Origin of the sequence: Bacillus solimangrovi (assembly GCF_001742425.1) — a bacterium.
Lineage (GTDB): Bacteria > Bacillota > Bacilli > Bacillales > Bacillaceae_N > Bacillus_AV > Bacillus_AV solimangrovi.
This window is the reverse complement of sequence record NZ_MJEH01000044.1, coordinates 44624-64200: the sequence shown is the minus strand read 5'-3', so window position 1 is coordinate 64200 and position 19577 is coordinate 44624. Positions and strand designations below refer to the sequence as shown.

The following is a 19577-nucleotide window of genomic DNA, read 5'->3' as shown; positions in this document are numbered from 1 at the left end:
AGCGCACAAAACAAGTTATCAAATTTCAATTATAAAAAGCCCTTGAGCAAAATTTGCTTCAAGGACTTTCTCACTTTATGCTTGTTTTGCTAGTTCACGTTGACGAAGCTCCACTCTACGAATTTTTCCAGATGTTGTTTTAGGTAACTCATCTAAAAATTCAATTTTTCTTGGATATTTATATGGTGCTGTTAATTCTTTTACATGGTCTTGTAATTGTTGGACATAGCCTTCAGAAGTTGGTTCAATGCCATCCCTTAATACGATAAAAGCTTTAACGACTGTTCCCCTAACCTCATCAGGGCTACCTACGACTGCACATTCTTTAACATCAGGATGTTTTACGAGCGCATCTTCTACTTCAAACGGTCCTATTGTATAACCAGAGCTAATAATAATATCATCGCCTCGACCTTCAAACCAGAAATAACCATCTTCATCCTTACTCGCTTTATCCCCAGTGATGTAATAATCGCCACGATATTGCATTGCTGTACGTTCTGGATCTTTATAATAATGCTTGAACAAAGCAGGGGTATTTTTGTGAACAGCAATGTCACCTACTTCCCCCACTCCCACTGGATTCCCACTTTCATCAATAATGTCAACTTGATTACCTGGAGTTGGTTTACCCATTGATCCTGATTTTACTTCCATACCCTCTAAAATACCGACTAGTAATGTATTCTCAGTCTGTCCATACCCATCACGTACTGTTACGTTAAAATATTTACGGAACGTATCAATCACTTCTCTATTCAATGGCTCCCCTGCAGAAACAGCACTCTTAAGTTTTTTAAGTCTATAACTGGACAGATTATCAGCCTTCGCCATAACACGATATTCCGTAGGTGTACAACATAACACATTCACTTCATTATCCTGAAGAAGTTGTAAATATTTATTCGCATCAAATTTACCATTGTATACAAAACCAGTTGCTCCTGAACCTAAAACAGATACGAACGGACTCCAAATCCACTTCTGCCACCCAGGAGCAGCTGTCGCCCAAACCTTATCACCTTCATCAATATTCAACCAACCTTTTGCGGCTGTACGCAAGTGTGCAAATGCCCAACCATGTGTATGCACAACACCTTTTGGATTCCCTGTCGTACCTGAAGTATATGATAAAAATGCCATATCATCGCGGTTTGTGTCTGCCTTGTCCAGATGATCACTTTCATTTTCCATCAACAAATCTAAATTGTGCCATCCATCGCTATCTCCACCGATAATGAACTTGTGATTTAATTCCATATCACTTAGTTCATTAAATTCACCTACAAACGGCTTATAACAAATTACTCCCTTAATCTCACCGTGATTGATTCGATAGCGCAAATCTTTTGCACGTAACATTTCTGAACCTGGACTTACAACTATACCTGCCTTAATACATCCAAGATATACAGCATATGCTTCAACTAAACGCGGTAGTACAATAACCGCTTTATCCCCTTTTTTTAACCCATTACTTAATAAAGCGTTTCCAATTTTATTTGCTTTTTTCATTAATTCAACATATGTAATTTCAGCTTTATCTCCAGTCTCGTTTTCCCATACGATTGCTTTTTTACTTTCATCATTTGCAAAACGTTCTACTTCTTCAATTAAGTTGTACTTTTCTGGTGCAATCAAATTCTCCCTGTCCATTTATTTCTCCCCCTAATAAATATATTTACTGCTTATCCTCAATTGAACAACCGCTCATTTTTAAGGTGCAAAGCCGCTTCGTGGAGCATATCTATTTTAATTATACAAAAGAATGTAAATTTTTCAAATATTCTTTTTAATACAAGTATAATTCCTTTAAATGTTATGTTCACAATATTCACATGTAAATAGCCCCCTCAGATTCACTGAGAGGGCATATCCATCAATATATAGTTGTCATATTTATTGTTGTCCATATCCGCCCATTTGCTGTTCAGCCATTTGAACGAGACGTTTTGTAATTTCTCCACCAACCGATCCGTTAGCACGAGAAGTTGAGTCTGGACCAAGTTGAACACCAAATTCTTGAGCGATTTCGTATTTCATTTGGTCAATTGCTTGCTGTACGCCAGGAACTACTAATTGATTTGAATTTCCTTGTGCCATGTTGTTTCACCTCCTTTTGTGTTCATAGAATGTGACTAAAGAGGTGAAACCATACACATTTACAACGTGGTAATTGTTTCAATCCGTTCCTAACGCTTACAGTAAGTCATCAAATTGATGTTCTTCAGCTTCTTTAACTGTTAAATCAATAAATTCTGTTCTTTCAACTACTTCTTGAACTAAACTGTCAATATCCAATTTTGACTCATAACGATTTATCGCTTCTCGTTTAGGTTTTGTTTTTGGTGCAGACGGTAAAAAGATTGTGCAACAATCTTCATATGGACGTATAGAAATGTCATACGTATCAATTTCTTGAGCAATGTCAATGATATCTAACTTATCCATCGACATTAGCGGACGTAATACAGGGTAGTTTGTAACCTCATTAATTGTATGCATACTATCTAACGTTTGACTTGCTACTTGTCCAACACTTTCTCCTGTTGCGATAGCTAGAGCATCATTTCTTTTAGCAAGCTCCTCTGTAATTCTAAGCATCATACGACGTAAAGCTGTCATTGAGTAGCTATCAGGAATTTCTCGATGTAACGTTTGTTGTAGTTCAGTAAATGGCACAACATGTAATCGCACTCTTCCTCCATAGCGTGTTAATTTTTTAGCTAAGTCGATAACTTTTTGTTTGGCACGTTCACTCGTATATGGAGGACTATGAAAATGTACAGCCTCAATTCGAACGCCACGCTTCATCGTCAAATATCCTGCTACAGGACTATCGATCCCACCTGATAACATAAGCATTGCTTTCCCACTCGTACCAACTGGAAGCCCTCCGGCACCCTGTTCAGTTAAACATGTAATATAACACCCTTGTTGAATCACTTCCACTTTCACAGTTACATCAGGATTGTGAACGTCTACTTTAAGACCTTCACAATTACGTAGTAAGTGTCCCCCAACTTCATGATTTAATTTTTGGGATCCTACTGGAAATGTCTTATCAGAACGCTTTGATTCAACTTTAAATGTAATTTCTTCTTCTTTCTTTGCTTCAAGTAGTGCTACTAGTGCACCTGCTTGTATATCTTCTAGTACCTTTTCCGTTCTCAACCCGAGACTTAAAGATTGAATACCAAAAACTTGTTTTAAACGATCGAAAACAGGTCGATAGCTGACACCATTTAGTTCCACAAACATCCTGTCGAATGCTTTTCTAATTTTCACTTCTTCAAATTCTTTTAAAGCAAATTTCACATTTGTTTGAAGTCGATTTGTAAATTTCGATCGATTCTTCCCTTTTAACGCCATTTCTCCATAACGAATAATAATATGATTAAAGTTCATAACAATTACCTCATAACTTTTTGTAATTTTGGCAAGACACTATTAAGAGCATTAAGAAACTCTATTATGTCTTCTTTTGTTGTATCAAATGACATAGATACACGGATCGCGCTTGTTGCTCGTTCTGTTCCTAAGCCTGCTGCTAATAACACTTTACTTGCATCAACAAGCTTAGATGAACATGCTGATTTTGTAGAAACATATATATCGAATTTTTCCAACGAATGAATAAGCACCTCAGGTTTAATTCCGACTGCTGAGAAATTGACAATATGGGGTGCACTATCTTCTGTTGGAGTATTAACAATAATACCATCCATCTTATTTAACGATTCCATCAATTGCAACTTTAGTTGTCCAATCGTACTTAAACAGGATTCAGCTTGTTGAAAAGAAAGTCTTAATGCCTTAGTTATAGCTGCAACAGCTGGTAAATTCTCTGTACCAGCACGTACTTTCAATTCCTGCTCTCCTCCTGTAAACAAAGAGGATAGACGTACACCTTCCCTTACATATAATATACCTGAACCTTTCACACCATGAATCTTATGTCCACTAATCGTACACAAGTCAACATTATGCAACTTTAATGGAACTTTCGATAACCCTTGTACATGATCAACATGGAAAAACACTTTTGGATAGTATTTTAATAGTTTAGCGATTTCAAATATCGGTTGAACCGTACCTAATTCATTGTTCACATGCATGATTGACACAAGAATTGTATCATTACGAATTGCCGACTCAAGCTCCTGAATAGAAACGAGCCCCTTTTCATTGACTGGCAAATATGTGACATCAAATCCTAATGATTCAAGTTGTTGGAAGCTTTCATAAACTGATGGGTGTTCGATTTCTGTCGTAATTAGATGCTTTCCTCTTGATTGATGTTCAAGAGCTATACCCTTTATAGCAATATTATTCCCTTCAGTTCCTCCCGAAGTAAAAACAACTTCACTTGGCTTAACTTGTAGTAGGTCTGCACACCGGTTGCGTGACTGTAATAATAATTGCTCTGAGGTACCTCCCAAACCATGAACAGACGATGGGTTTGCAAAATATTTATCTGCAACAGTTTGATAAGTTTGTAGTACCTCTTTATATGGTTTAGTTGTGGCACTATTGTCTAAGTAAATCATACTTATATCTCCCTATATATAGCATTACTTGCAACTTTCAATCCTTTTATCAGTCACAAAAATTTACATACATGTACAACGTTCATGATGAAAACCCTATTGTAGAGGTTATCATTAATCATACATTGAAGGTTAATTGAACCATCAATATTTCTATACAAAACATGCCTACCTAATTAAATGGTTCCTTTTAAAAACAAAAACACTTATTATCAACCTTCTTAATCATAATAACGAATAATAATTAATTTCAACAATTAATGCAAACTTATTCTTATTCCATTATTAAGAAATTAAACAATTAAACATTTTTATGAAAAAATACAATATTTTCTCACAACATCTTAAAACAAATAAAATTATATTTAAAAAATTTTAACGTTTTTTATTTATATTAACTTTAATTTCGAATGGGTCAACAACATTGATTAATTAAGTTTTTTGCAATTATTTATGAATCTTTAAAATTTATTTAATATTTAAACTTTTTTGCAATATAACTTTATTCTAGGTTTTTATGTTAGGATGTTACCGTATTTATTTAGAGTTATCACAATATTACAACATTGAAACCACAGGAGGAACTTAACAATGAAAGAAACTATTTCCACAAAACAGATATTTGTGATCGGGCTTATGTTATTTGCTCTCTTCTTAGGAGCTGGAAACATGATTTTCCCTCCATCACTAGGTCAAGCAGCAGGAACAAATATTTGGATAGCAACGTTAGGGTTCCTAGTTACAGGTGTAGGCTTACCTTTACTTGGTGTAACAGCAATTGCATTATCTGGAGGAGACCTTGGCACACTTGCTAGTCGTGTTAATCCTAAATTTGCTGTTATTTTCTCTATTGTAATGTATTTAGCGATTGGTCCATTTTTCGGTATTCCACGTACTGGGACTGTTGCCTTTGAAATTGGTGTGACACCATTTTTACCAGAATCTATGAGCACAACTGGAATGCCATTGTTTATTTACACAATTGTTTTCTTTGGAATTACATTCCTACTTTCACTTAACCCATCTAAGTTAGTAGACCGTATTGGTAAAATCCTTACACCTCTACTTATTTTAATACTAGGTGGATTAGCAATTAAAACTGTAGTAACACCTATGGGTCCTATCGGTGAACCGAGCGAAACCTATGCTTCTGGTGCATTTTTCAAAGGATTTCTTGAAGGTTACTTAACAATGGATACAATTGGAGCGCTTGTATTTGGTATTGTCGTTATCAATGCAATCAAAGATCAAGGTATAACTGATCGTAAAGTTCTTGCATCTGCAACGATCAAAGCTGGTTTCATAGCAGCAGCCGGTCTTGCATTGGTTTATTTATCTCTAGCATATTTAGGAGCAACAAGCATTAGTGTGATTGGTGCTGCAGACAACGGAGGAGCGATATTATCTGGTTCAGCTACACACCTATTTGGTTCAGCCGGAACAATCATTCTCGGACTTGCGATTACGTTTGCATGTTTGACAACATCAGTTGGTCTTGTTTCAGCTTCTGGTGAGTATTTCTCAAAGATTTTCCCAAAATTATCTTATCCTTTAATTGTCGGAATTCTTTCCATTTTCAGCATGATCGTTGCAAATGTAGGCTTAACACAATTAATTAACATTTCATTACCTGTATTAATTGCAATTTATCCTTTAGCGATCGTTTTAATTATTCTTTCTTTCCTTCACAACAAGTTTCATGGTTATCGTGAAGTGTATGCTGGAGGACTCATTGGCTCAGGATTAATTAGTATCATTGACGCTATGAATATTGCTGGCATGCAATTAACTCGTTTAAATGACGTATTAGGGAGTATCCTACCTCTTTATAACCAAGGTGTTGGTTGGTTATTTCCAGCAATTATCGGTTCTATAATTGGTTTCGTCATCGCTACACTCCAAGGTAGCTCAAAACGAGAAACAGAAGTTAATCCTTCTTCTCACTCACCTTCATAACAATAAACACAGTTAGCGAGAAGGTTTTAATCACCTACTGAAGAAACAATGTCTATATTATATTGAGTACATTACAAAAAAGTGTCAGCGATTTTTTCGCTGACACTTTTTCATTTCATTATTCTATTTCTAACACTTCCATTAACTTATCAATCGATACAACACCATCATGAATATATGCAGAAACTAGGTTTTCTGTAATCACTTTTGTTCCGATTTCAAAATCTGTTTCAATGTTGTCTTCAATCTGTCCAATTTGAGTGTCTTTATTAGACATTGTTAGCTTCCGTTCACTTATTTCTAGCTCTTCAATTGCAGTAACCCTTTCTTTCACTAACATTACTTCATTCGTTCCAGAACGTTCAGTGATTATGATAACCCCTACAACTGACCATATTAATAACGATAAAGAGGATAATACGTAAAGGAGAATTTTTTTCATCACTCTTCTCCTTTACTTACAAATCGCATTTCCTCTACTTTCAACCACTCATTAACATTTTCTATAGCATTTTCATCGATTTCCTCTAGTGCTTCAGCCGCTTGTTCCAATGAAAGATCGTACTGGCAACTTCTAAACGATTGTTCGGCTTCTATTAATTTTGCAGCGATAAATGGATAGCTGTTACGATATCGATTTCCATATTGGATAAGCTTTTCAGATAATAATGCATTTTCTAGCATACGATTTAACTCGTTGTACACACCATTTACATTATCATTCGCTTCTTTAAGTAAACGATGGATTGTAGCCATATCTAACGGTTTTTCTTCTAACTTATAAGCAACAGATTGAATGCTACCACTCGCATCAGTTATCTGTGACCAAAATTGTTTTGGCACTCCAGGTAAAGTACTTTTCTTTACTAAACGATTTGTTTCCAATAATTTAACTCGCATCTCTTGAATTTGATTGCGTGCTTCTAGTTCATCTTTGCGCAAAGTTTGAAGAGTATCCCTAAAGGTTGCATGTGTTTCCATTATTTCTTTTACTTTTTCAGTTATCTTCTCTAATTCTTTTCTAATTTGTGTTGCAGGAGCATTGTTCTCTTTCATTCGAAGGATGGTGTCTTCGTATTTTCGAAGCATATGATTCAATTCTGTTTCTAATCGATGCTGTGTTTCTAAGTCCTTCTCAGTAAGCTGGTAAGATAATTGCACAAATTCAGTCTCTTCTTTCGTAATTGCAATTTCTTCTCTCAATTGGTGAAGAAGCGGTTCCACATGTGGCGCTTCTTTATCAATAATTTGCTTAGAAATAACTTCTTTCTCTAATGCATCATACATCTCTTCAATAACTTCTTTAATATCAAATATTTCGTCTTTCACCTTGTCTATTTCGGCTTTTTCTATAAACTTCTGATGTTCTGCCAATTCCTCTTCAATCTTCTCTAGTTCTGTTTCAATTGGTAGATGAGATAAAACATACTCTTGTCCTTGCATTTCAGCAATACCTGAACGTAATTCTTGAATTTGAGCTGGGATATAGTTCTGACAATCTGCTAATAACTCAGGTACAAGATCCGACTTTTCTTCAATGTCAATCAATTCATTTTTAATATTCAGAACAGTTTCTCTCGCCTCAAAGTAATTCCCATCAACTGTCTGCTGATCAACAATAGCAAATTGTTTTTCAACATTTTCTATCATGGCTTCTATGTACGACTCAGCCTTCCCAAACGTATGGCGTTCAGTAAGAAGACGTTTTTTTACTTGTTTGACAGTTTGCCGTAACCCTTCAACATCAACTCGATTTTGTTGTTCACTTCCAAGTAAGTCTTGAAGCTCACTTAACAGCAACTTAATTTGTTCCTCAATCTCTTGAAGATCCTCATTTGTCTCTTGATTAATTTTCTTAGCTCTAGTAAACCGAAATTTCTCAGCAGCTTCTTCTGCATCAAAAAGCCTTTCTTCTACATCTGGGAATTTTCGCGTCACAATATCATCCCAGGTATTGCGCCAGCTTTCAAACTTCTCTTCGGCTTGACCGGTTAAATTCAGCTCTTTTACTCTTGAAATTTCTTCTGTCACAGGCCTGTTCATAATTTCAACTTTCCACGATTCCAACCGGGCAACTTCATTATATACCCGTTTTCTCATGATTAAAGTGTATGTAATTAAGCCAAGCGAGAGAATAATGAGCCCGATTACATATTCCATACAATAGCACCCTTCTCATCAATGTTCTCTATCAATATTCCCCTTTTTTCGTCATGGGAAAATAAAACATCTCATTAAATATCGTCATTTTTTCAAAACCTTTAATATACATAAGAGATACTTAATAATACTATGAAATTTAAAATTTCAACTTTTATTCTCATATAAAGATTATGTATATATATAGCAATAATTTTATGATACCATGTAATCAATATTTATGACCAAAATTTTTCAAAAAAGTTAATGAATAATTCAATTGAAATAGGAGGAGCTATTTATGAAGCGTGATGGTCATATTCACACACCTTTTTGTCCACATGGAAGTACCGACTCATTAGACGCATATATTGAACAAGCGATACGTGATGGATTTACAGAAATCACATTTACTGAACACGCCCCTCTACCGAACGGTTTTGTTGATCCAACACCGAACAAAGATAGTGGCATGCCTTTTGAAAACTTACCTCTATATTTTGAAGCGATATCAAAAATGAAGGAAAAGTATAAAAAACATATTCGTATCAACAGAGGTTTAGAAATTGATTACATAGAGGGGTATGAATATGAAACTACTTCATTTTTGAATAAATATGGACCTTTATTAGATGATGCAATTTTATCTGTACATTTTCTCAAAAATGAAAGTACTTATTATTGTCTTGACTTCAGTGACACACACTTTGAAGAAATCATCCAATCATTCGGGTCGATTGAAAAAACATATGAATGCTATTACAACACGGTACTACGGTCAATAGAAGCAAACCTTGGGACTTATAAACCGAGACGTATTGGACACATCACATTAATAAGAAAATTCCAGAAGAAATTCCCTTGTAGCAATCCTTTTACTGAACTACTAGAAAATATTTTACACGCAACGAAAAATGCAGAACTACAACTTGATTATAATGCTGCAGGCTTAAGGAAACCGTTGTGCAAACAAACTTATCCTTCTAAACAGCTTGTTCAACGTGCAATGCAATTGAATATACCACTTATATACGGCTCTGATGCTCATATTTCATCAGACGTTGGTAAACAATATCAACTTCTCCAAACACAACTACAAGCCAATTGAGTGAGACTTCACTCTACTTAGCTTGTAGTTGTAATGGTTCTAACAATTGTAAGGAATCAATCCACTGTTCAATTTGTCGACTATACCGCTCAACAAAGTAGCCTTCAACGGGTTGCAGATATAGAACCTCAGATAGATATCTTGGATATAAAAATGGCATCATTAACATTCCTTTGAACTGAATCACCGCATGCTCGGTCGGGATGTTCATACATTCTCCCAGTTCAATCCCCTTAGTAAAAACTTGTTGAATGTAATAAGTCTCTTTCTTTAAGTAGGTTGACATCATTTCTCGTACGAGCATTGAATCTAAAGTCATTTCTCGATATACGAAACTCGTCAATTGAATATGTTGTTGCTGAAAATTTAAAATATGTTGACCTATTTGTTTTAAACAATAAAGTGGTGATACACTTATCTGCTCTTCAACAATCTTATTCAATAGTGCCAAATACGGCTCATAAAATTGCAACAATAAATTCTCAAGTAAACCTTTCTTCCCTCCAAAATAATACGAGATCAACGCAGGGTTTACATCTGCTTGCTTTGCTATCTCCCTTATCGATGATCCTTGATACCCTTTTGCATTAAATAACGAGACAGCCGCTTCCAACACTTTATCCTTTGTTTCCATCTTATCTCTCCTCGTTATACAATCCATCTTTCCTCTTTTTTCGTGCTATGATAAATATATCCTTCAAATTTTGATCGACATTTCTAGTGTCGAAACGCAGATTCTGATAAAATACGGTTGATTTCAATTATGAAAGTAGGGATTAAACATGTTTAACGTCGAAACTTATAATCAATCTAAGGAAAAGAATTACGAATTAGTCATCAACCAATTAAAAGCGCTGATAGAAGGAGAAACAAATTTTATCGCTAACCTTTCCAACGCCTCTGCGCTTCTAAACCAGTTTCTTGACCGAATTAACTGGGTTGGCTTTTATCTAATGGAGGACGGTGAACTCGTATTAGGGCCATTCCAAGGCCTACCTGCGTGCATACGCATTCCAGTGGGAAAAGGAGTATGTGGAACAGCAGTAAGTGAGCGACGCACTCAACGTATCGCTAATGTTCATGAATTTGCCGGTCATATTGCATGTGACGCTGCAACAAATTCAGAAATTGTTGTCCCTATCATAAAAGACAACCGTGTCATCGGTGTGCTTGATATCGATAGTCCAGAGAAGGATAGATTTGATGAGGTTGATCAAAAGTTCCTTCAATTATTCGTTGATGAACTTATAAAATAATGATTTGTACGTAAATAATAAAAATAATCGAGTCTTTATACTCACGTAAATTGAATTTCCTACAACTCACCATTAATAATCTGCTGGATAATCAAAGTAAAAAAGCTCAATCATCGATTGAGCTTTTTTATCACAATTAAAACTACAAATTAGTTTTATGAATAATTACTTTATTCTTACCAGTTCTCTTCGCTTCATATAACGCCTCATCTGCACGATTAAATAAGCTCTTTACCGAATCTTTCCTTTTACGACTCCAGTAAGCCACCCCACAAGATATCGTTATTTTCGGTTCGGTATCTTCTGGTACACTCTTTACAAGCCTTTTCGCAACATCTATACCTTCTTCTAAACTAAGAAGAGGTAAGTAAACAGCCAATTCTTCTCCTCCCCAACGAGAAGCGATGTCATCTTTTCTAATATTACTTCTAATTAGCTCTGCAACTTGGATAATGATTTCATCACCAACTTGATGACCGAATGTATCATTAATTAACTTAAAATTATCTATATCAATTAAAAGGAACGTTCCTTGGTGGTCAGTATCCATAGCTTTTTGGATATAATCATCTAAAAAGTTACGTGAATATAGCTTTGTTAAATAATCAGTTATTACCATTTCTTCTAACTTCTCACGCAACATAGAATTAACAAAAGCTAACGTTGAGTGATGTACTAACGACTCTAGTAATTTAAATTTTTCAAATGTAAAAAAGTAAGGATGTTTGTGGAACGCAATGATACCACCCTTTAATTCACCGCTTTGCACCATAGGTACTACAAGTAAAGAACGATAAGGCCGACAAGATACAAGGTCATCATTTTCTAAATCACTAATAAATAGAGAGTCTTTGTTCTCTCGAATTCGTTCAACTAAAGAATGCAATATAACTCTAGCTGCGGGTGTCTTAAAAAATGACGTACTTCCCTCTAACAACTGTGCTTCATCACCATTTGGGAACATAAAGAAACCAACCTCTTGAGCTCCGAATGAATTAACAATTTGCTCCTTCATAAATTGAACAGTATCGAATAAGCGAAGGTTTGAATTCAATCGATGTGAAGTCTTGTTAATTAAACGTAAATCGTCAATTAACTGTTTAGATTGTTGATATAGTTGTGCATTTTCTAACGCATTACCTGCAGTATTAGCTAATAATTCTACAAAATCAACTTCTTGTTTTGTAAACATAATTGCGTTCGGTGCCATCACTTGCAAAACCCCATAAATACCTTGTTTACCTTTAAGAGGGGCATATAAAACAGACCTATCTTCCAATAAGCGATCTTCAAATTGTACATGGCCTGTTAGGTATGCTTGTGTTGCTGAATGACTAATAGTTGACCCATCATACTGTAATCCTTTAACTGGAAGATCCCCAAGTTCCTCTGTGTCTTGAGACATTAGTAAATAGTTCTCAAATGATGGGTATACCTTTTCTAACGTATGAATAATCTCACGAAGTACGTCCTTGATATTCATCGATGAGTGAAATTTTGCAGTAACACGGTATAACTGTTCATAACGTTCTTCATCTTTGTGGAAAGCATGATTCCTCTTTACATATTCAAATAGCTTCATACATTCTTCTTTTACTTCTAGCAACAGGTTATTAAATTTTTTTATATCTAGTTCATTATCATAAAAGAAAAAGAGTAAATCTTTGTACTCATCCATATCTGAATTGTCAAATTGAAGAATGACCGTTTGATAACTAGACAACTCTGGTAGCAGCCCTTCTCCTGCATACACAACTTCACTTTGATTGGACACATCACTTGTAAACGCCTCATAAGCTTCGATAGGGATGGTTTGAGAAACCTTTTCCTCATTATTAAATGAACTATTCTGTAAGTAGTAACTACCCTTACATTTGTTGTAAGAATAAAACCCCACTCCATCTGCACAAAGAAACTGTTTTAATTGACTAACAAATGCTTCTAGTAATGCTGAACGATTAGTAGCGAAATAGCTATTTGTGGTTAGATCAAAAAGTACACTCTTCAACTGTTCAATTTTTAACGGAAAATGCCTTGCTGGTTGCATCATTTCGTCAACCTCACTTAATTTGCCAATTATTAAAGCATAAAACATCCTTTATTATCCTAAGCAGTATATATCATTAACATTTCATAGTTGTAATCTTTAATAAAATACACGCATATAGTCCTTTTATCATAAATTCCGAATGTTTTTCACTGAAAGGTCTATATACCTATTTATCGTCTGGCTCCTTCAAAACTGAAACACTATTTTCAAAAACTACAAGCCACGCTTTCGGTTTCTCGTTAAGCAATTGTATGAGTATAGGTCGTTCACTCACTCTATGTATAGTAGGTAACATATTATTTTCGATATATAATTCATAAAAACCTTCTTTTTCCTTAACAGAAAAATCCACAAAATTTGTACTGACTTGCTGGTGGATGTTACTTCTTTGTAATTCTGTTTTCCTATTATAATGATACCATTCATCTTCCATTTTTAAATAAATGTATTTATCTGAAAATTCCACTTCCTCAGGAATACTCATTAATTTGTTCACTTCAATTGTATGAAATTTAAACTGATCATCTGGATCTAGTTTATATAATAATAAAGATGGTTCATTTTCTGTCATTTTTGTTATTACAACTATAGGGGGCTGTTCATCATTCCCAACTTCTAAAACACCAGCATTAAAATCAACCACATCCTTAGTCGCTAACATTTTTTGTTGCCACAAAAAAGCTCCTCCAACAAATGTGAGACAAGCTAAAATAAGTATGTACCTTATTCTTTTCTGTCTACTTGTTTCTCCTCTGTTCATATAGAATAATAATCTCCTTTTTTTAACATATCTATCCTAACTATAAAAATGACCAATATTGAATTACCTCTACAAAAAAATCTTCAACCTACCCTAACAACATTTTTATTTCTATTTAAAATTAAGTATACTAAATATATTGTAACGTGTATCTCTTAGAAGACTACCTTGACTTTTAATGGAGTTATAGTTACAATGTTATTTGTGTGTAAAATAAGGCAGCTTCGGTGTATTCTCTTATGTTTTCAGTTTGTTCCTCTAACAATGAGGTGTATCGTGTAACTCTTTGCTGCTGGAGCGATGGTACAGGAAACAAAATGAACGTAGGAATGAATGTCACACTGTTGTTATTTTATACGATTCTAATATATATAAGGAGGAACCCCGTATGTCACGTTATACAGGTCCAACTTGGAAAAAGTCTCGTCGTTTAGGAATTTCACTTAGTGGTACAGGTAAAGAATTAGAAAAACGCCCTTATGCTCCAGGTCAACACGGTCCAAACCAACGCCGTAAGATCTCTGAGTATGGTGGTCAACTTCAAGAGAAACAAAAACTACGCTTCATGTACGGATTAAACGAACGCCAATTCCGTAATATCTTTGATCAAGCTGGTAAAATGAAAGGTATCCACGGTGAGAACTTCATGATTCTTCTTGAGTCTCGCTTAGATAACCTTGTTTACCGTATGGGTCTTGCACGCACTCGTCGTCAAGCTCGTCAATTAGTAAACCATGGTCACATTACAGTTGATGGTAGTCGCGTTGATATCCCATCATACCGTGTAAAACCTGGTCAATTGATCGGCGTACGTGAAAAATCTAGAAATCTTGATATTATTAAAGAAGCAATCGAAGTTAACACGTTCGTTCCTGAATATGTTACTTTTGACGCTGACAAATTGGAAGGTACTTACACTCGTCTTCCTGAGCGTTCTGAACTTCCTGCTGAAATTAATGAAGCACTTATCGTTGAGTTCTACTCTCGTTAATAAGCCTCATATTGAAAGAGCTTGGTCATCGTATCAAGCTCTTTTTTATGTGCTTATGGACACATGAGGCGTTAAATCTAAAAGATAGATACATTTTCTATAAAAAAATCCTCCTAAAATAGGAGGATTTTTTACAATTAAAATTTAATTAAGAAATATTTTTTCTTGCCACGTCGAATTACAGTAAACTTATCTTCAATTCTATCTTGTACTGATAATTTGTAATCAATTTCTTGACAACGCTCACCGTTAATATAAATTGCTCCATTATTAATATCTTCTCTGCCCTGACGTTTAGAAGGAGAGATTTTTGCAGTAACAAGTAAATCTAATAACCCCATTTCTTTATCTTCACATTTATATGATGGAACACCCTTGAAACCTTGTTCGATTTCTTCAGCTGATAAGTCTTTAATATTACCACTGAATAATGCTTCTGAAATGCGCACAGCTTGCTCATATGCCTCTTGACCATGAATAAGTGTCACCATTTCCTGCGCTAACATTTTTTGAGCTTCTCGTTGCTCTGGTGCTGCTTCAACAGCTTCAGATAATCGTTCTATTTCTTCATGTGACAAGAATGTGAAATACTTTATAAATTTCACTACATCACGATCATCTACATTAATCCAAAATTGGTAAAACTCATAAGGAGTCGTCTTATCTGGATCTAACCAAATAGCTCCACCTTCAGTTTTTCCAAATTTTGAACCGTCACTCTTCGTAACTAATGGAACTGTTAAGCCAAACACCTTCGCTTCTTCACCTTTTGATTTACGAATTAACTCTAAACCAGCTGTAATGTTTCCCCATTGGTCACTTCCGCCAATTTGAAGTGTGCAATTTGTCTTTTCATTAAGCTTAAGAAAATCTAATGATTGTAAGATCATATAACTAAATTCTGTGAATGAAATGCCAGTTTCGATACGAGACTTAACTGTATCCTTAGCTAACATATAATTCAATCCAAAATTCTTACCGATATCTCGAAGAAACTCTACAACACTCATTTCCCCGATCCAATCATAATTATTTGCTACAAGTGCAACATTCTCTCCGGCTTCAAAATCTAAAAAACGTGAAAGCTGCCCTTTAATTTTATCGCTCCATTGTTCAACAATATCTTGTGTATTTAACGTACGTTCTGCTTTTTTACCACTGGGGTCACCAATCAAACCTGTCGCCCCACCAACAAGTGCAATTGGTTGATGTCCCGCTTCTTGAAAACGACGTAACATTAAGATTGGTAATAAATGACCAATGTGTAAACTATCTGCAGTTGGATCAAAACCGCAGTATAACGTAGTCATCTCTTCATTCAATTGCTTTCGTAAACCTTCCATATCTGTCGCTTGATTGATTAATCCTCTGAATTCTAAATCTTTTAACAAATCCATAAGTTCCCACTCCTTTATATAGTTGTTATCACTTACTAATTCTTTTGAACGTACGAACTTTATATGCATACATACAAAAAGGTCCTTCAAGAAGGGACGGGACATGCCCGCGGTACCACCCTTTTTGAAGAACCTTAGTCTTCCACTTCAATCAGATAACGGTCTGAAGCCGTCTTTCGTTACTCAACTTTCTCAAAAGAAGCTCAAGGTCGTAATTCGTATATTGCCTTTGTCCTAGTTTACACCAACCACTAGGTCTCTTAGTTACAGGGAGACAAATACTACTCTTTCCTCTCAACGCCTAATATTTTTTTATTCATGTACATTATTTATCATAAATGAAGTATATTCGTCAACTTTTCTTTCAAATATCTCCCTTTTCAATATGTTATATAATTCCGTATTATGCTATAATAATGGCGGAAAATTAGGGGGAATGTTTACTATGGAATTTAAAAAGAACAAAGTGCAAAAAACTGCACGTATTACATATAAAGTCTTTTGGAATCTCACCCTCATTTTTGCTGTTCTCATATTAACCACCGCAAGTTTTGCCGGCGGAGTTGGTGCAGGCTATTTCGCATCACTAGTTAAAGATGAACCAATTCGCAGTGAAGATGACATGAAAAAGGACATCTACAACTATGAAGAAACAACTGAACTTTATTTTGCCAATAATGTTTATTTAGGGAAGCTTCGCTCAGACTTAGAGAGAGAAGAAGTAGCTATTTCAGATGTGTCAGATTATCTAAAGCAAGCCATTATTGCTACTGAAGACGAGTATTTTAATGAGCATAATGGTGTTGTTCCTAAAGCAATCCTCCGTGCCTTGTACCAAGAATTCACTAATGCAGCAGTACAAACAGGTGGCAGCACCCTCACTCAACAATTGATCAAAAATCAAATTCTTACAAATGAAGTATCATTTGAACGAAAAGCAAAAGAAATCTTGCTCGCTCTTCGATTAGAACGCTTTTTTGAAAAAGAAGAGATCTTAGAAGCATATTTAAATGTCGTACCCTTTGGAAGAAATTCATCAGGTCGAAACATAGCAGGTATACAAACAGCATCTCAAGGAGTCTTTGGTGTTGATGCTAAAGATTTGAACCTTGCACAAGCCGCATACCTTGCTGGCTTACCACAAAGCCCTTCTGGCTACACACCTTTCACAAACAGGGGTGAAGTTAAGGACAGCATTGAACCTAGCTTAAACCGCATGCAAAAGGTCTTAGATCGAATGTTATCTGTCGGTGATATTACTAAAGCTCAATATGAAGAAGCCCTCAACTATGATATTCTAGCAAACTTAGTAGAGCCTAAATCAAATCCTATACAAGAATACCCTTGGTTAACCTATGAAATTGAAAGACGTGCCCAAAAGTTGTTAACACTTCATTTAGCAGCACAAGATGGTTATACAGAAAAAGATTTAGAGAAAAGTGACGTTCTTTATCAAGAATATTATTTGAAATCTGACAAGAGCCTTCGCCAAGATGGTTATCGTATTTATTCTACAATAGACAAAGAAATCTACGATAAAATGCAAGAGATAAAAAACAATTATGCCTTCTACGGATATGATAAACCTGAGATGGGGATTGACCCAGAAACTGGTGAGAAGGAACGAATTCTAGAACCAGTCGAGGTTGGAGGCATGTTGATCGAAAACCAAACTGGGAAAATTGTCAGTTTTATCGGTGGTCGAGATCATGAAATAGAACAATTAAATCACGCAACACTAGCTAAACGTTCAAATGGTTCTACGATGAAACCACTACTTGTCTATGCACCAGCAATGGAATTAGGAATGATTCAGCCAGGTTCTATCCTTCCTGATATACCTGTAGCTATTCCAACAGGAAGTGGTACGTGGAAGCCTGAAAATTATGGTGGTGCTGTTCATGGTTTCACATCTGCAAGAAATGCACTTGCACGCTCATACAATATTCCAGTTGCCCGTATTTACGCAGATCTTATCAACCAAAACCCTACTGACTTTTTAAAGCAAATGGGATTTACATCGTTAACAAAGAATGATCCTTACCATCTATCTCTCGCACTTGGGGGATTAGAACAAGGTGTTACAATTGAAGAAAATACCAATGCCTATGCTACATTTGCCAACAATGGGAAATTCGTTGATGCTTATATGATTGATAAAATTGAAACAGGTGATGGTGAAGTTGTTTACGAACATGAAGTAACTAAAACAGACGTTTTTTCACCACAAACTACGTACTTAACGATCGATATGTTACGTGATGTTATTTCAAGTGGAACGGCCGCAGGGCTTCCTGCACGTATGAAATTCAATGCAGACTGGGCAGGAAAGACAGGAACATCTCAGGATTATAAAGATGCATGGTTTGTTGCAACTAATCCTAACGTTACATTTGGATTATGGATGGGGTATGATACACCGAAACCGCTTGACAGATATTATAAAGGTTTTTCATATTCACAACGTAACCTAAAGTTATGGGCAGAATTAATGAATGCCACTTATGATATAGATCCTGAACTCGTTGCACCTAGTCATTCGTTTGAACGTCCTGAGGGGATCGTAAGTCGATCTTATTGTGCTATTTCAGGTATGCTTCCTAGTGATTTATGTGAGCAAGCTGGTCTAGTAAGATCAGATATTTTTAATACGCAATTTGGACGTTCTCAAGTAGACGATACTCTTGAAATAGGAAAGTATGTAACGATAAACGATAAACATTACAGAGTCCCAGAGAATGCACCTAGCGAATTTGTAAATGAAGGTATTATGTTAAAAGAGAGCTACATTGAGGAAGAAGGATTCACGAAATTAAGTTCAATTAATAGCCTAATACCAAACAGTTCAGATTGGAGTAAACTAATTATTCCAGAAAAAGAAATATTAACGGATGACGGTAATGTGCCATCTGTCGTAACAGGACTAAATGTTAACGACAACCAATTGAGTTGGAGTAAACTGGAAAATAAAGATATTCTAGGATATCGTATTTATAGAGCGGATAATTCACTAAGTGAGTATAAGTTAATTGGACAGACAAATGACATAGGTTATCTAACTACACAAAATAGTGGCAACTATTATGTTACAGCTGTAGATATAACAAACAATGAATCTTTGCCTTCAAATACTGTTTCAATCGGTACAGCTAATAGTGATTCTGATTCAATTACACTACCGACAGAAACAAACACACCAATTATTATTGATGATGATCTTGACATTATTGCTCCTCCAACAGAAACAGAAGAAATAGATTAATAAATTTAGTATAAAAAAAGCTCTAGCCTTTAATTAAGGTTAGAGCTTAAATTTATTACTCATAATAAATCTAAAATTAAACTTACTATCATGCTAATGTTCATTACA

The 19577-nt window shown here is 35.3% G+C and carries 15 protein-coding genes and 1 other annotated feature; of the genes, 5 read left to right on the top strand and 10 right to left on the bottom strand.

Annotated features, from left to right (window positions below; all coding sequences use genetic code 11):
* Window positions 1-75 precede the first annotated feature (75 nt).
* From mbcS to BFG57_RS13900, 4 genes are all read right to left on the bottom strand, one after another.
* A complete protein-coding gene (mbcS, locus tag BFG57_RS13915) occupies window positions 76-1656 on the bottom strand; it encodes an acyl-CoA synthetase MbcS (RefSeq protein ID WP_069718099.1) in 1581 nt (526 codons plus the stop codon).
* 243 nt (window positions 1657-1899) lie between these two features.
* Window positions 1900-2103 (bottom strand): alpha/beta-type small acid-soluble spore protein, encoded by a 204-nt coding sequence (locus BFG57_RS13910; RefSeq protein WP_069718098.1) that lies wholly within the window; start codon window positions 2101-2103, stop codon window positions 1900-1902.
* A gap of 96 nt (window positions 2104-2199) precedes the next feature.
* The gene (thiI, locus tag BFG57_RS13905) at window positions 2200-3408 is read right to left on the bottom strand and encodes a tRNA uracil 4-sulfurtransferase ThiI (protein ID WP_069718097.1); all 1209 of its coding nucleotides are present in this window, start codon (window positions 3406-3408) and stop codon (window positions 2200-2202) included.
* Window positions 3409-3413: 5 nt separating this feature from the next.
* Entirely contained in the window at window positions 3414-4550 is a 1137-nt protein-coding gene (locus tag BFG57_RS13900; RefSeq protein WP_069718096.1) for a cysteine desulfurase family protein, read from the bottom strand.
* Window positions 4551-5141: 591 nt separating this feature from the next.
* Here BFG57_RS13900 and brnQ point away from each other — a divergent pair.
* Window positions 5142-6506, top strand: a complete 1365-nt coding sequence (gene brnQ / locus BFG57_RS13895; protein WP_069718095.1) for a branched-chain amino acid transport system II carrier protein — start codon at window positions 5142-5144, stop codon at window positions 6504-6506.
* 118 nt (window positions 6507-6624) lie between these two features.
* On the opposite strand, the gene BFG57_RS13890 is transcribed toward brnQ, so the two are convergent.
* Together BFG57_RS13890 and ezrA are read right to left on the bottom strand one after the other, a co-directional pair.
* Entirely contained in the window at window positions 6625-6948 is a 324-nt protein-coding gene (locus tag BFG57_RS13890; RefSeq protein ID WP_069718094.1) for a hypothetical protein, read from the bottom strand.
* The gene (gene ezrA, locus BFG57_RS13885; protein ID WP_069718093.1) at window positions 6948-8666 is read right to left on the bottom strand and encodes a septation ring formation regulator EzrA; all 1719 of its coding nucleotides are present in this window, start codon (window positions 8664-8666) and stop codon (window positions 6948-6950) included. The genes BFG57_RS13890 and ezrA overlap by 1 nt, the downstream gene beginning before the upstream one ends.
* A 280-nt stretch (window positions 8667-8946) precedes the next feature.
* Here ezrA and hisJ point away from each other — a divergent pair, with 280 nt between their 5' ends.
* Window positions 8947-9753 carry a histidinol-phosphatase HisJ gene (hisJ, locus tag BFG57_RS13880; RefSeq protein ID WP_069718092.1) on the top strand — a complete coding sequence of 269 codons (807 nt, stop codon included), beginning with the start codon at window positions 8947-8949 and terminating at the stop codon, window positions 9751-9753.
* A 13-nt stretch (window positions 9754-9766) separates the two neighbouring features.
* Here hisJ and refZ read toward each other — a convergent pair whose 3' ends face one another.
* On the bottom strand, window positions 9767-10387 hold the full coding sequence (refZ, locus tag BFG57_RS13875; RefSeq protein ID WP_245676769.1) for a forespore capture DNA-binding protein RefZ: 621 nt from the start codon (window positions 10385-10387) through the stop codon (window positions 9767-9769).
* 148 nt (window positions 10388-10535) lie between these two features.
* Here refZ and BFG57_RS13870 point away from each other — a divergent pair, with 148 nt between their 5' ends.
* Window positions 10536-11009 (top strand): GAF domain-containing protein, encoded by a 474-nt coding sequence (locus BFG57_RS13870; protein WP_069718090.1) that lies wholly within the window; start codon window positions 10536-10538, stop codon window positions 11007-11009.
* Between the two features lie 142 nt (window positions 11010-11151).
* Here BFG57_RS13870 and BFG57_RS13865 read toward each other — a convergent pair whose 3' ends face one another.
* Together BFG57_RS13865 and BFG57_RS13860 are read right to left on the bottom strand one after the other, a co-directional pair.
* Window positions 11152-13104 (bottom strand): sensor domain-containing diguanylate cyclase, encoded by a 1953-nt coding sequence (locus BFG57_RS13865; protein WP_245676768.1) that lies wholly within the window; start codon window positions 13102-13104, stop codon window positions 11152-11154.
* Window positions 13105-13225: 121 nt separating this feature from the next.
* A complete protein-coding gene (locus BFG57_RS13860; RefSeq protein WP_139125151.1) occupies window positions 13226-13735 on the bottom strand; it encodes a hypothetical protein in 510 nt (169 codons plus the stop codon).
* Window positions 13736-14207: 472 nt separating this feature from the next.
* Here BFG57_RS13860 and rpsD point away from each other — a divergent pair, with 472 nt between their 5' ends.
* Window positions 14208-14810, top strand: coding sequence for a 30S ribosomal protein S4 (gene rpsD, locus BFG57_RS13855; RefSeq protein ID WP_069718088.1), 603 nt, complete (start codon window positions 14208-14210; stop codon window positions 14808-14810).
* 137 nt (window positions 14811-14947) lie between these two features.
* Here rpsD and tyrS read toward each other — a convergent pair whose 3' ends face one another.
* Complete coding sequence (tyrS, locus tag BFG57_RS13850; RefSeq protein WP_069718200.1) at window positions 14948-16207, bottom strand: tyrosine--tRNA ligase; 1260 nt, start codon at window positions 16205-16207, stop codon at window positions 14948-14950.
* 89 nt (window positions 16208-16296) lie between these two features.
* Window positions 16297-16514, bottom strand: a binding site (T-box leader).
* Between the two features lie 138 nt (window positions 16515-16652).
* Between tyrS and BFG57_RS13845 the strand changes: the two genes are divergently transcribed.
* On the top strand, window positions 16653-19469 hold the full coding sequence (locus tag BFG57_RS13845; RefSeq protein WP_069718087.1) for a transglycosylase domain-containing protein: 2817 nt from the start codon (window positions 16653-16655) through the stop codon (window positions 19467-19469).
* Window positions 19470-19577 lie beyond the last annotated feature (108 nt).

What these genes read in the sequence shown, in the direction of transcription:
- mbcS (WP_069718099.1), bottom strand. Translation starts at nt 1,656, where the DNA reads ATGGACAGGGAGAATTTGATTGCACCAGAAAAGTACAACTTAATTGAA.
- BFG57_RS13910 (WP_069718098.1), bottom strand. Translation starts at nt 2,103, where the DNA reads ATGGCACAAGGAAATTCAAATCAATTAGTAGTTCCTGGCGTACAGCAA.
- thiI (WP_069718097.1), bottom strand. Translation starts at nt 3,408, where the DNA reads ATGAACTTTAATCATATTATTATTCGTTATGGAGAAATGGCGTTAAAA.
- BFG57_RS13900 (WP_069718096.1), bottom strand. Translation starts at nt 4,550, where the DNA reads ATGATTTACTTAGACAATAGTGCCACAACTAAACCATATAAAGAGGTA.
- brnQ (WP_069718095.1), top strand. Translation starts at nt 5,142, where the DNA reads ATGAAAGAAACTATTTCCACAAAACAGATATTTGTGATCGGGCTTATG.
- BFG57_RS13890 (WP_069718094.1), bottom strand. Translation starts at nt 6,948, where the DNA reads ATGAAAAAAATTCTCCTTTACGTATTATCCTCTTTATCGTTATTAATA.
- ezrA (WP_069718093.1), bottom strand. Translation starts at nt 8,666, where the DNA reads ATGGAATATGTAATCGGGCTCATTATTCTCTCGCTTGGCTTAATTACA.
- hisJ (WP_069718092.1), top strand. Translation starts at nt 8,947, where the DNA reads ATGAAGCGTGATGGTCATATTCACACACCTTTTTGTCCACATGGAAGT.
- refZ (WP_245676769.1), bottom strand. Translation starts at nt 10,387, where the DNA reads ATGGAAACAAAGGATAAAGTGTTGGAAGCGGCTGTCTCGTTATTTAAT.
- BFG57_RS13870 (WP_069718090.1), top strand. Translation starts at nt 10,536, where the DNA reads ATGTTTAACGTCGAAACTTATAATCAATCTAAGGAAAAGAATTACGAA.
- BFG57_RS13865 (WP_245676768.1), bottom strand. Translation starts at nt 13,104, where the DNA reads ATGTTTTATGCTTTAATAATTGGCAAATTAAGTGAGGTTGACGAAATG.
- rpsD (WP_069718088.1), top strand. Translation starts at nt 14,208, where the DNA reads ATGTCACGTTATACAGGTCCAACTTGGAAAAAGTCTCGTCGTTTAGGA.
- tyrS (WP_069718200.1), bottom strand. Translation starts at nt 16,207, where the DNA reads ATGGATTTGTTAAAAGATTTAGAATTCAGAGGATTAATCAATCAAGCG.
- BFG57_RS13845 (WP_069718087.1), top strand. Translation starts at nt 16,653, where the DNA reads ATGGAATTTAAAAAGAACAAAGTGCAAAAAACTGCACGTATTACATAT.